General features: G+C 71.8%; 11 protein-coding genes. 4 read left to right on the top strand and 7 right to left on the bottom strand.

All coding sequences use genetic code 11. The features are described 5' to 3' along the window. Nucleotides 1–83 precede the first annotated feature (83 nt). Nucleotides 84–1,334 (bottom strand): ROK family transcriptional regulator, encoded by a 1,251-nt coding sequence (locus LEL83_RS03965; RefSeq protein WP_225557856.1) that lies wholly within the window; start codon nt 1,332–1,334, stop codon nt 84–86. 85 nt (nt 1,335–1,419) lie between these two features. Here LEL83_RS03965 and LEL83_RS03960 point away from each other — a divergent pair, with 85 nt between their 5' ends. Beyond that, nucleotides 1,420–1,875 (top strand): GNAT family N-acetyltransferase, encoded by a 456-nt coding sequence (locus tag LEL83_RS03960; RefSeq protein ID WP_198656917.1) that lies wholly within the window; start codon nt 1,420–1,422, stop codon nt 1,873–1,875. Further along, nucleotides 1,875–2,267, top strand: coding sequence for an MGMT family protein (locus LEL83_RS03955; RefSeq protein WP_225557855.1), 393 nt, complete (start codon nt 1,875–1,877; stop codon nt 2,265–2,267). The genes LEL83_RS03960 and LEL83_RS03955 overlap by 1 nt, the downstream gene beginning before the upstream one ends. Before the next feature lie 55 nt (nt 2,268–2,322). Here LEL83_RS03955 and LEL83_RS03950 read toward each other — a convergent pair whose 3' ends face one another. Further along, nucleotides 2,323–2,748: a DUF805 domain-containing protein gene (locus LEL83_RS03950; RefSeq protein ID WP_198656918.1), complete on the bottom strand. Its 426-nt coding sequence runs from the start codon at nt 2,746–2,748 to the stop codon at nt 2,323–2,325. Between LEL83_RS03950 and LEL83_RS03945 the strand changes: the two genes are divergently transcribed. Both LEL83_RS03945 and LEL83_RS03940 read left to right on the top strand, forming a co-directional pair. Then, on the top strand, nt 2,747–3,370 hold the full coding sequence (locus LEL83_RS03945) for a helix-turn-helix domain-containing protein (RefSeq protein ID WP_225557854.1): 624 nt from the start codon (nt 2,747–2,749) through the stop codon (nt 3,368–3,370). The genes LEL83_RS03950 and LEL83_RS03945 overlap by 2 nt on opposite strands. A gap of 26 nt (nt 3,371–3,396) precedes the next feature. Then, nucleotides 3,397–3,987, top strand: coding sequence for a PIN domain-containing protein (locus LEL83_RS03940; RefSeq protein WP_225557853.1), 591 nt, complete (start codon nt 3,397–3,399; stop codon nt 3,985–3,987). A 48-nt stretch (nt 3,988–4,035) separates the two neighbouring features. Here LEL83_RS03940 and LEL83_RS03935 read toward each other — a convergent pair whose 3' ends face one another. The 5 genes from LEL83_RS03935 to LEL83_RS03915 all read right to left on the bottom strand — a co-directional run bounded on the left by LEL83_RS03935 (nt 4,036) and on the right by LEL83_RS03915 (nt 12,577). Further along, the gene (locus LEL83_RS03935) at nt 4,036–5,940 is read right to left on the bottom strand and encodes an ABC transporter ATP-binding protein (protein ID WP_225557852.1); all 1,905 of its coding nucleotides are present in this window, start codon (nt 5,938–5,940) and stop codon (nt 4,036–4,038) included. Beyond that, nucleotides 5,937–7,745 carry an ABC transporter ATP-binding protein gene (locus LEL83_RS03930; protein WP_198656920.1) on the bottom strand — a complete coding sequence of 603 codons (1,809 nt, stop codon included), beginning with the start codon at nt 7,743–7,745 and terminating at the stop codon, nt 5,937–5,939. The genes LEL83_RS03935 and LEL83_RS03930 overlap by 4 nt, the downstream gene beginning before the upstream one ends. Before the next feature lie 514 nt (nt 7,746–8,259). Continuing rightward, nucleotides 8,260–9,897: a bifunctional phosphoribosylaminoimidazolecarboxamide formyltransferase/IMP cyclohydrolase gene (purH, locus tag LEL83_RS03925; RefSeq protein WP_225557851.1), complete on the bottom strand. Its 1,638-nt coding sequence runs from the start codon at nt 9,895–9,897 to the stop codon at nt 8,260–8,262. Continuing rightward, nucleotides 9,894–10,487, bottom strand: coding sequence for a phosphoribosylglycinamide formyltransferase (purN, locus tag LEL83_RS03920; protein ID WP_225557850.1), 594 nt, complete (start codon nt 10,485–10,487; stop codon nt 9,894–9,896). Before purN ends, purH begins: the two co-directional genes overlap by 4 nt. A gap of 41 nt (nt 10,488–10,528) precedes the next feature. After that, a complete protein-coding gene (locus tag LEL83_RS03915) occupies nt 10,529–12,577 on the bottom strand; it encodes a cell division protein PerM (RefSeq protein ID WP_225557849.1) in 2,049 nt (682 codons plus the stop codon). Nucleotides 12,578–12,655: the final 78 nt, after the last annotated feature.

Raw genomic sequence — 12,655 nt, 5'->3', positions numbered from 1 at the left:
GGCACCCGGTGAGCAGGAGACGTCGGGTCGCCATCGCGGACCCGACGCCTTCTGCTCACTCGACGCGAGCCCGCGCGCCCCCGTCAGCGGCGGATGAGCAGGGCGCTCGCGCGGGGCGACAGCGACGCGTCGAGCACCAGGCACGCGGCCCCGACCGCTGCGACGTCGGCGCCGCGGTCGCTCTCGACCACCTGCACCTCGTGCTTGGGCACGAGCAGGGGTGACCCCGCGATGGCCGTCCGCGCCGCCGGCAGCGCGGCCGGTGCGATGCGCGACCAGAACGGTCCGCCGAACACCACGCGGTCGACGTCGAGCAGGTTCACGATGAGCACGACCGCGCGTCCCATCACGGTGCCGGCCTCGGCAGCGAGCCCGGTTGCCGTCTCGTCCCCGCGGGCGATGGCGTCCGCCAGCTCGTCCCACGCCGTATCGACTGCGCTGGCCGGATCGGCGGCGCCGCCGTCGGCCAGCATCAGCCCCCGCGACCGCGCGATCTGCACGAGCCGGTCGGGGGCGACGGCCGCGCCGACCTCGCCGCGGGTCCCGGCACCGTCCGGGGTGCCCGCGAGCGACCCCTGGTCGACCATGATGTGGCCGGCGTCGCCCGCGTTCGAACCGACGCCGCGCACGGGCTCGTGGTCGATGACGAGTCCGACGCCGAAGCCCGTGCCGAAGTACACGAAGGCGAAGTTCCGCGCCGAGGACTCCCCCGCCAGGAACATCTCGCCGACCACCGCCGCCGTGACGTCCTTCTCGAGCAGCACCGGGTAGCCGGTGGCCTCGGCGAGCGCGTCGCGCAGCGGGACGTCCCGCCAGCGCGGCAGGAACGGCGGGTCGACGACGATGCCGGCTTCGACGTCGATCGGCCCGGGGCTGGCGATGCCGACCCCGAGCACGCTGTCGACCGACACCCCGGCGTCGGCGACGAGCCGTTCGACGGCGGTCGCCATGGTCCGCACGACCTGGGACGGATCGTCGGCGGTGGGGGTGGACGTGGTGGTGGCGGCGACCACGGTGCCCGCGAGGTCGAGCAGGACGTAGGTGACGACGGCCGGGTCGACGTGCACCCCGACGGCGTACCGGCTGCCGGGCTCGAGCCGCAGGATCGTGCGGGGCTTGCCGCGACCGGCGACGACGGTGCCGGACTCGACGATCATGCCGGCCTCGATGAGGAACCGGGTGACGTTCGACACGGTCTGCGCGCTGAGGCCCGTGCGGGCGGCGAGCTCGACGCGGCTCAACCCGTCGGGCGACCGACGGACGGCGTCCAGGATCACCGTGCGGTTGAACCCACCGATCGACGGCAGGTTCGCCCCACGCCGGTGTTCTGCCATGTCGCGACCATACCGCGGCAACGGTGCGGTCTCGGTCGGTCACGAGCGCTGGCCCCGAGCCGGGTCGCACCGTTAGCCTGGCCGCATGTCCGACCTGCGCCTGGAAGAACTCTCCGCGAAGACCGCTGCGGCGGCGAACTCCCTGACGCTCAAGCCGGGCCAGGAACAGTTCGTGCAACCGACCACCTACGGCGTCGCCGAGTCCGACGTCAAGCCGAGCTCGGCCTGGACCCGCGTGGTGCTGGACGACGACGAGGTCCTCGGGCTGATCATCGGGTCCTTCGACGCCGACAACGCGCAGGAAGAGCTGCGCAGCTGCATCTGGCGCGTCAACGTCGCGGCGAGCGCGCAGGGTCGCGGCGTCGGTCGCTTCGCCGTGCACGGTCTGGCAGAGGAAGCACGCAGCCGTGGGTTCGAGCGCCTGACGGTCGTGTACGAGCCGGGTGGCGACGACAGCCCCGAGGCGTTCTTCCGCGCCGTCGGCTTCGAGGTCGTGCGCGAGACCCGGTACGGCGACCACTTCGCGGTCCTGACGCTCTAGTGCCGTCCGACGCGGTGCCGGCCGATGCGGTGCCGTCCGACGCGGTGCTCTCCGACGGCGTGCCGACGGACGGCGTCGACTTCGGGGCTGCCGTCGCCGAGGTGGTGCGGCTCATCCCGCCCGGTCACGTCATGACCTACGGGGACGTCGCCGCCGCGCTCGGCTCACGCGCCTCGCGCGCAGTCGGCAAGGTGATGGCGCACGAGGGTGCCGGCCTGCCCTGGTGGCGGGTGGTGCGCGCGGGCGGACACCCACCCCTGCACCACGAGGCCCGGGCGCTCGAGCACTACCGCGCCGAGGGGACGCCGCTCGTGCAGGGGGCCTCGACCTGGAGGCTCGACATGCGTCGTGCGCGCTGGTCGCCCACGACGGACGGCGACGACCCGTTCTGATCCCCGGACCGGGCAGGTCGGCGACCGGTCCGCCGCGCTGGGCAGCGGTCAGCGGTCAGCGGTCGAACCGCGCACCCTTCGGGTTCGCGGGCAGCAGGCACAGCACGTACAGGACGAGCGAGCCGATGCCCGGCAGCACGTGCAGGAACTGCCAGAAGCCGGACAGGTTCGCGTCGTGCAGCCGTCGGGCGCCGACGGCGAGCGAGCCGACGAGCGTCACGAGCCCCCAGAGCACGAACAGGTAGGAGCCGACCGGGTTCTCGAACAGCGGTGTGTCCGGCGTGAAGGCCTGCGGGACGAGCTGCAGCACGAGGCCGATCGCGAACGACGTCAGCCACCACCACCAGAACTCGGCGCGGGAAGCCCGCCCGGTGAACACGGTGTACTTCCGCCAGAACCGGCGCACGGCCTCGACGAAGGGGGCGCCGTAGAAGGGTTCGTGGAGGGCGACGCCGCCGGGCTGCACGCTGTCGTTGGTCATGGAGCAAGCCAATCACGTCGAGGAGCGCGACATCCGGGCGCCTGATTCGAAAGGGACGAAACCTGTTACGTTTGCTGCGGAGGAGATGACGATGCCAGCACACGCGCATGCACTGCAGCAGGAGACGTACGAGGCTTCCGATGCCGGAGCGGTCGCGCAGGTCCACGACTTCCTCGCCGCCCGTGCTGCAGCAGGCGGGGATGCGATCGAAGCCCGCTACTTCCTCGCCGGAGCCGAGGCGGGAGACCACGTCGAACTCCCGGCCGAGGTCCATCGAGTGCTCCTGCAGGTGGTCGAAGCGATGCAGCTCGGCCTGGCCGTCACGGTCTCCCCGCAGTCCCGCACGCTGACGACCCAGCAGGTTGCGGAGTTGCTCAACGTGAGTCGACCAACGGTCGTCAAGATGCTCGACCGGGGAGACATCCCGTTCGAGAAGATCAGCACGCATCGACGGATCAAGCTCGCGGACGCGCTTGCGTACCGGAAGCGACGCCGAGCTGAGCAGTACGAAGCACTGGCGGCCCTGTACTCCACGGAGTACGACGAAGCCGACGATGTCGACGCGACGCTGGCGGACCTCCGGCTCGCACGGAGACAGCTCCGAGCAGGCCGACGAGACTGAACCGCGGCACATGACATACTACGCTCGTGTTCACGGCGCTCCTCGACACGTGTGTGCTCTGGCCCAGCCTCCAGCGGGATCTCCTGCTGTCGCTCGCCATCGAGGGCGTGTACCGCCCGATGTGGAGCACGGCGATCCTCGATGAGCTCGAGTACCACGAGGCCGCGAAACTGGTCGCTCGCGGTACGGACGAGGCCGGCGCCGCGGAGCGAGCACACCGGCTGGTCGAGACGATGCGCCTGACGTTCGACGACGCCATCGTCACAGGATGGGAGCGCCTGGACGGTTCCTACGGGCTCCCGGACCCTGACGACGAACACGTGGTCGCCGCTGCGGAGCTGGGCGGAGCCGGCGCCATCGTCACCCTCAACGGCAAGGACTTCCCGGGCGACAGGATCCCGAGCGACATCGACGTCCTCGCACCGGCCTCGTTCGTGCACGACCAGGTCTCGCTCCGTCCGGAGGCTGCGACCCGGGCCGTCCTCGAACTCGCGTCGAGGACCGGACGGCACGGCCCCGAGCTGTCGCCGGTCCAGGTCGTCGACGTCCTGGAGAGCCGCTACGCGATGCAGGAAGCCGCGGCGCTCCTCCGACACCAGCTGGCAGACCCTGCGTGATGTCGGCGATGACGCTCCGCGGAGCGTCATCGCCGACATCACGACTCGTCACACGAGCGAGTCGCGCCAGGCCGCGTGCAGCTGGGCGAACCGCCCGGTGCCGCCGATGAGGTCGGCGGGGGTGCCGTCCTCGACGATCCGGCCGTGCTCCATGACGAGCACCCGGTGGGCGATCGCGACGGTGGACAGGCGGTGCGCGATGATCACCGCGGTGCGGTCGGCGAGCAGGGTCTCCAGGCCCTCCTGCACGAGTCGCTCCGAGGGGATGTCGAGCGACGCCGTCGCCTCGTCGAGGATGAGCACCTTCGGGTCGGCGATGAATGCCCGGGCGAACGAGAGCAGCTGTCGCTGACCCGCAGAGACACGACCACCGCGCTTGTTCACGTCGGTGTCGTACCCGTCGGGCAGCGCCATGATGAACTCGTGCGCGCCGACGGCCTTGGCCGACGCCTCGATTTCCTCGCGCGACGCACCGGGCTTGCCGAGCGCGATGTTGTCCGCGACGGTGCCGGAGAACAGGTACGCCTCCTGCGTGACCATGACGATCGCGCGGCGCATGTCCTTCGTGTCGAGCTCGCGCAGGTCCACGCCGTCGAGCTTCACCGAGCCCTGGGTCGGGTCGTAGAAGCGCGCCATGAGCTTGGCGAGCGTCGACTTGCCGGCACCGGTGGACCCGACCAGGGCGATGGTCTGCCCCGACGGGATGTGCAGGTCGAACTCGGGCAGCACGACCTTGCCCTGGTTGTAGGCGAAGACGACGTCGTCGAAGTCCATCTTGCCGGTGGCGTCCGCCAGCCGGGTGGGCTTCACGGGGTCCGGCACGCTCGGCCGTTCCTCGAGGACGCCGGAGATCTTCTCCATCGCCGCCGAGGCCGACTGGTACCCGTTGTAGAACATCGCGAGTTCCTGCGCCGGGTCGAAGAAGCGCTTGGCGTACAGCGCGACCGCGAGCAGCGCACCGACCTCGAGCGTCCCGCCGACGATCCGGAACCCACCGACGATGACGACCGCGGCGAGCGTGGCGTTGCCGATGAGCACGAGCACCGGGTCGAAGGTGCCGAACAGGTTGAACACCTTCGTGTTCGCCACCCGGTAGTCCTCGACGAAGCCGCCGTACTCGTCACGGTTGCGGGACTCCTTGCGGAACGCCTGCACCGCGCGGATGCCCGTCATCGTCTCGACGAAGTGCACGATCACGCGCGCCGAGGTGACGCGGGTGGCGCGGAACAGCGTCTGCGAGTTCGTCTGGAACCAGCGGATCAGGAACCAGAGCGGCACGAGCGACACCGCGAGGACCAGGCCGGACGTCGGGTCGAGGAGCACCAGGGCCACGGCGGTGAACACCATGTAGAGCACGCCCTGGATCAGCTGGTTCAGCCCGGAGTCGAGCAGCTCGCGGATCGAGTCGAGGTCACTCGTCTGGCGCGAGATGATCCGGCCGGACGTGTAGGTCTCGTGGAACTCGAGTGACAGCCGCTGCGTGTGCAGGAACACCCGCTTGCGCAGGTCGAACAGGATCGCCTGGCTGATCCGCGCCGCGAGCACCGTGTACCAGGCGGTGAGCACCGCACCGAGGACGGCCACGACGATGTACGTCGAGACGACCCCGAACGCCGGCACCCAGTCGTCCTGGTCGAGCACGGCGGGCAGGGCGTTGTCGATGCCCCACGCGATCAGCGCCGGACCCGCGACGGTGCCCGCGGTCGAGACCACGACCACGATGCCGAGCAGCACCAGCCGGAGCTTCAGCGGTGCGGCGAGCGAGCCGAGCAGGGCGAGGGACCGGCGCCGCAGGCGCTTGCTCTCGGCCTTGGTGAAGTCCTCACGCTCCTCGCCGCGCACGCCCAGCGTGGTGATCGAGGCGGTGACGGGTGCGGCAGACTGCTCGTCCGCAGCCTCCTGCGGGACGGAAGCCGTTCCTCCCGGCAGGTTCTGGTCGGTCTGCTGGCTCATGCCATCGCCTCCTGTCGTGCCGTCGCATCGTCGTCGTCGAGCGACGAGATGACGTAGCGGTAGTGCTCGTTGGTGGCCATCAGGTCGTGGTGGGTCCCGACGGCCGTGACGACGCCGTTCTCCATCAGGGCGACCCGGTCGGCCAGCGTCACCGTCGACGGACGGTGCGCCACGATGAGCGAGGTGGTCTCGGCGAGCACGCGACGCAGACCGGCCTCCACCCGCGCCTCGGTGTCGACGTCGAGCGCCGACAGCGGGTCGTCGAGCACCAGCACCGACGGCCGCGCGGCGATCGCACGCGCGAGTGCCAGGCGCTGACGCTGCCCACCGGACAGCGACAGGCCCTCCTCGCCCACGCGGGTGTCGACACCGTCGGGCAGGTCGTCGACGAAGGACGCCTGCGCGATGTCGAGGGCCTCGCGCATGAGCGCCTCGGCTTCGTCACCGTGCACGTCGGGCCGACCGAGCAGCACGTTCTCGCGCACGGTCGACGAGAACAGGGTGGCGTCCTCGAAGGCGACGCCGACGTGTCGACGCAGCTCTTCGCGGGTGAGGTCGCGGATGTCGACCCCGTCGATCGTCACGGAACCGCCGGTCACGTCGTACAGGCGCGGCACGAGCGAGAGCAGCGTCGTCTTGCCGCAGCCGGTCAGCCCGACGAGCGCCATGGTCTCGCCCGGCTGCAGCTGCAGCTCGACGCCGTTGATGAGGTCCGGGTACTGCGGTGCGGAGTCCTGGTACCGGAAGTGCACGCCGTTGAACGACAGGGCACCGTGCGGCTCCGCGATCGTCTTCGGGTGCTCCGGGTCCGTGATGGTGTTCTCGGAGTCCATGACCTCGAAGAACCGGTCGACCGCGGTGCGGGTGTCGAACGTCATCGAGAGCAGGAAGCCGATCGACTCGATCGGGAACCGCAGCACCGTCGCCGTCGCGAAGAACGCGAACAGCTGGCCGACGCTGAGCTCGCCCTGCGACGCCAGCCAGATGCCGGCGAGCAGGCACAGCGCGAACGCGACGTCCGGCACGAGCAGCAGCCACAGCCAGATGCCCGCGATGGCCTTCGCCTTCTTGATCTCGGTGCCGCGCAGGGCCTCGGCCTGCTCGCTGAACTCCTGGAGCTTCGCGCCGCCGCGGCCGAAGGCCTTGAGGACGCGGATGCCGTGCACCGACTGCTCGACGCTCGTGGCGAGGTCGCCGACCTGGTCCTGACTGCGACGCGCGACGACGGAGTACCGGCGTTCGAAGAGCAGTCCGCTGATCCAGAGCGGGATCGACGCGATCAGGAAGATCAGGCCGAGCAGCCACCCGAAGGTGAACAGCACGACGAAGCCCACGACGATCGTGACGATGTTCACGACGAGCAGGACGACGCCGAACGCCAGCCAGCGGCGGATCAGGGACAGGTCCGACACGGAACGGGACAGCAGCTGCCCGGACTCCCACCGGTCGTGGAACGCGACCGGCAGGTCCTGCAGCTTCGCGTACAGGGCGTTCCGCATGCTCGTCTCGATGCGGGTGGACGGGCGCATCACCAGACGACGGCGCGAGGCGATGAAGAACGCCTCGAGCGCGCCGAGGGCGAGCACCCCGAGTCCGGCGGGCCAGATCTGCGCGGAGTCGCGCGACGACAGCGGACCGTCGACGAGCCACTGCAGCACGTAGGGGATTGCGAGCGCCACCAGGGAGGCTCCCATCGCTGCGGCCATGCCGCCGATGATGCGCCCCTGGTAGGGCTTCACGTAGGGGTGGATCCGCGCGATCGCGCGGAAGGTGGACGGGCGCGCCGTGGTGGGCGACTTGGACATGCGTTGCGTCCTCATGCGTCTGCCGGGTCCCCGGGTCGCGCCGCCGCTCGCGTGCGTGCGCGGCTTCGGCCTGGAGGCTCGGTGTGGCGTTGCGTGGTGATCATCGGCCGGGCGCGTGGTCGCGTCTCCGCCGTCACTCGCGTGACGTCGGTCGGGCCGGAGGCACCGGGGGACGGAAGTCCCCCGGGTTCAGGCGGGTGGTTCGCGGACGCCGGTGGTGCTGCGCCGCGGGGCCGTGGGAACGGCCCGACTAGACGGCGGCCGCGGCGCGGGGTCGCGGTGCGATCGGGGATCGCCGTGCGGGAGTGGTCCCCACGACGGACACGAGACCTGCGCGGGCGGCCGTCGCCACGGTTCCGGTCATGTTGTCCATCGTCACTCCAGTCGTCGTCTTCGTCACCGTTGTGTCCGCGGTGCCGCCGGTCCCGAGGGATCGTCGGCTGCCTGCCGCGGAGCCTTACAGACTATTCACAGTGAGTCGCGGCGCGCAATGGTTCGCCACCGATTGTTCACATCAGTGGAAGAAGTGCCGCTCGCCCGTGAAGTACATCGTCACGCCGGCCGCCGTGGCCGCCGCGATGACCTCGTCGTCGCGCACGCTGCCACCGGGCTGTGCGACGGCACGGACCCCGGCGTCGAGCAGCACCTGCAGGCCGTCGGCGAACGGGAAGAAGGCGTCCGACGCCGCGACACTGCCGGCTGCCCGGTCACCGGCGCGGTCCACGGCGAGGTGGCACGAGTCGACCCGGTTGACCTGGCCCATGCCGACGCCGACGCTCGCACCCTGGTTCGCGAGCAGGATCGCGTTCGACTTGACGGAGCGGCTCGCCCGCCAGGCGAACGCCAGGTCGGCCAGGGTCTGCTCGTCGGCGGGCTCCCCCGCGACGAGGGTCCAGGTGGTCTGGTCGAAGCCGGTGAAGCGGTCGGCGTCCTGCACCAGGAAGCCGCCGGAGACCTGCTTGACCTCGCGGTCGGCGAGCGCGAAGTCGGCCGGCAGCGTGAGCAGGCGGATGTTCTTCTTGCGCGACAGGATCTCGAGCGCCTCGGGGTCGAAGCCCGGTGCCACGACGACCTCGGTGAAGATGTCCTTGACGGTCTCGGCCATGGCGACGGTGACCGGACGGTTCGCCGCGATGACCCCGCCGAACGCCGACAGCGGGTCGCAGGCGTGCGCCGCCGCGTGGGCCGACGCGATCGGGTCGGCGGCGTCGGACGGGGCGATCGCGATGCCGCACGGGTTGGCGTGCTTGATGATCGCAACGGCGGGCTCGTCGAAGTCGAAGGCCGCGCGGACCGCTGCGTCGGCGTCGACGTAGTTGTTGTACGACATCGCCTTGCCGTGCAGGAGCGTCGCCTGGGCGATGCCGGCTGCGTCGGGGGCCGTGTACAGGGCGGCCCGCTGGTGCGCGTTCTCGCCGTAGCGGAGGGTGTCGGCCAGCTCCGCGTCGATCGTGAGGGACGTCGGGAAGGCGCTCCGGGCCTCCACGTCGGCGTCGTCGGCCGCGGCGGACCCACCGGCGGCGACCACGTCGGATGCGAAGTAGGACGCCACCGCGCTGTCGTAGGCGGCGGTGTGGGCGAAGGCCTGGGCGGCGAGGCGCTTGCGGAGCTCGAGCGTGGTGCCGCCGGCGCGGACGGCCTCGACGACCTCGGCGTAGGACGACGGCGAGACGACGATCGCCACGTTCGGGTGGTTCTTCGCCGAGGCGCGGACCATCGCCGGGCCGCCGATGTCGACGTTCTCGACCACGGTCGCGGCGTCGGCGCCCGACGCCACCGTCTCGACGAACGGGTACAGGTTCACGATGACCAGCTCGAACGGCGCGATGCCGAGGTCGGCGAGCTGCTGCTCGTGCGACTCGAGGCGCAGGTCGGCGAGCAGGCCGGCGTGCACCGCCGGGTGCAGGGTCTTCACGCGGCCGTCGAGGGATTCCGGGAACCCGGTGACGCTCTCGACACCCGTCACCGCGTAGCCGGCGTCGCGGATGGTCTGCGCGGTGGACCCGGTCGACACGATCTCGACGCCGGACTCGGCGAGCGCTCCGGCGAGCTCGAGCAGGCCGGACTTGTCGCTCACCGAGACGAGTGCTCGGCGGACCGGCACCACGTCGCGGTCACGGTAGAGGCTGGGGTCGGCTGCGTGCACGCTCATGCGCTCGGGGTGCCCTTCAGGTCGGTGGTGCCGTTGGCGATGTCGAGGATGGTCTGGATGAGCAGGCGGCGCTCGACCGGCTTGATGCGGTCGTGCAGCGTCGACTCGGTGTCACCAGGCAGCACCGGGATGCGCTCCTGGGCGAGGATCGGGCCGGTGTCGACGCCGTCGTCCACCGCGATGACGCTCGCGCCGGTCTCGGTGACACCGGCCGCCAGGGCGTCCCGCACGCCGTGGGCGCCGGGGAACTCGGGCAGGTACGCCGGGTGGGTGTTGATGATGCCGGGGGCGAACTCGGACACCACGGCCGGGGGCAGCAGCCGCATCAGCCCGGAGAGCACGAGCAGGTCGGGCGACCACGGACGGATCTGCTCGGCCAGGGCCTGTCCCCACTCGGCACGCGACCCGTACCGGGTGAACGGCACGGTGAAGGTCGGGATCGAGAACTCCTCGCCCAGGCCCAGGCCCTCGGCGTCACGGTCGGCACCGATGGCGACGACGCGGGCGGGGTACTCGGCGTCGAAGGTCGCTTCGAGCAGGGCTCGGAGGTTCGACCCGGTACCGGAGATCAGGACGACCAGTTCGAGCACGGCACCAACCCTATCGGGAGGCACGGCGTCGACGGGTGCCGTCAGCGGTCGTCCTTGGGCTGACGCCACCAGGGCAGTTCGTCCTCGGGGATCTGGTCGGTGGTGTCCCAGTTCGTCGGGCGACCCTGCGGCGTCGGCGTCGGCCGCTGCGACGGCGCGGACGGCCGGGGCGCGGACGCGGCGGGCTCGGCGGGCTCGTCGGCCTCGTCGTGGTCAGCGTCGACGTCGTCCCGGCCGGCGACGAACTCCTCGGTGCTCCACGGGAACGCGGGCTGGGCGTCGGTCGGCACGGGTGCCGGCGCCGCAGGCCGCTCGGGGGCGGGAGCAGGCCGCTGCGGCTCCGGGTCGGACCGCGTCACACGGTCGCGCAGCTCGCCGGCCCGGCCGCGGACGCCCTCGGCCGCACCCACGACCCGGTCGCGGAGCCCACCGAGCACCGCGCGCCCGGCGCCCCGGCGCTGCGGTTCCGGCTCGGCGGCCAGACGATCGGCGGCCACCGCGTCGGTCTTCGCCCAGTCGGGGAGCTCGACGTCGTGGTCGGTGTCGGCGATGCGCGGTGCGACGGACGGCGGCGTCGACACGGACGGCGTCGTCGACACAGACGGCTCATCGGCGACCGGTCCGCTGCCGACCGGTCCGCTTCCGGCCGGTCCGCTGCCGATCGGCTCGGTCGCCTGCTCCGTCGTGGCGCGGGACCGTGCGGCGGTGGACCCGTCGTGGGACTCCTCGACCACGAAGCGGTGCACGTCGGTGGTGCGACCGGCGCCGGCCTGGTCGAGGGCGGCGAGGAGCGACCCCTCACCGGCGTCGGCCACCGCTGCGTCGTCGACGTCGGCCTCGGTCCACCGCTCGCGCGTCCGCCCGCGGTCCGGCAGGCGGACGAGGTCGCTACCCGCGGCGAGCGCGATGATCGCCGGCAGTCCGACCTCGAGCGCGGCGAAGCCACCGACGGCGAAGGCGTCCGGCCCGACGTCGGTCAGGCGCCCCGGGCCGAGCGAGCCGGACGACAGCCAGGCGATGAGCCCGGTGGAGACCCCGGCGACGAGCCCGACGGCCACCCCGCCGAGCGCACGGTACAGCGCGGAGTCGTCCTGGCCGAGGGCACGGACCAGGCGCGGTCGCATCGCACCGCCGACCGCGAACCCGGCGACGACCGGCACGAGGATCCAGACCAGGCCGAAGGTGTGCCCGGCGGTCGGCAGCGCGCCGAAGACGGGCAGGCCGGGGATCGGGCCGAGGGTGGTGGCGATCGGGGACACGCTCGACCCGGCGCCGATGGCGAAGCCGGGGCCGACGAGCCACGCCGTGGCCCAGCCGACCAGGTCCGGCAGGAAGGCGAGCTGCCCGACGGTGAGCGCGACACCGCCGATGACGCCGGCGTGCGACTGCTCGTACAGGGTGATGACCTCGGCGAACGAGGTGAAGAGGAGCAGGCCGACCAGGACGGCGGCGACGCCGACCACCGCGGCGGTCGCGGCGGTCCCGGCGCGCAGTCCGAACGCAGCGACGGCGCGCCACACGGCGGGGACGCGGTCGATCGTCGCGACGACCCGCTGCGTCACCGCGTCGGCGGGCAGGCCGCGACGACGACGGCAGACCTCGGACGTCACGAGTGCCGGGATCCCGAACCACAGCGCGGGCAGGACCACCGCCTGCCAGATCGTCGGCCGGGTGGCGGCGGAGGCCGAGGACAGCGCGACGCCCAGGCCCAGGAGCGCGACGACGGCCGTCCCGACGAGCAGCCCGGTGGTGCGGTGCTCGGTCTCGGCGAACCGACGTCCGGCGCGACCGCCGAGCCACGCGGTGACGACCGCGAAGCCGAGCGCCGCGAGCGTCACGTGGATGGGGTCGGCGGCACCGCTGACCCCGGTGCTCTTCGCGAGCGCGGACCCGAGCAGGAAGGAGACGTCGACGCCGTGGCCGACGAGCCAGACGCTGCCGGTGGCCTTCCAGAAGACGTCCCAGTCGACCTGCAGGCCGTACTCGAACCCCCACAGCAGCGTCAGCGGGACCAGGGCGACGCCGATCCCGACGCCGACCGTCACGACCGCCTCGATCGCGGCGAGCAGAGCGGTTCCCAGGCGGTTCATCGCAGTGAGGATACGGGCGTCGTGCGTCCGCCCGGCCCCGGCGCGCGGCCTCCCCGGCAAAACACCGGTGTGCCGCGG

This window comes from Curtobacterium oceanosedimentum (assembly GCF_020297365.1).
GTDB lineage: Bacteria > Actinomycetota > Actinomycetes > Actinomycetales > Microbacteriaceae > Curtobacterium.
The sequence above is the reverse complement of the archived record's forward strand: the minus strand, read 5'-3'. Positions and strand labels throughout refer to the sequence as shown.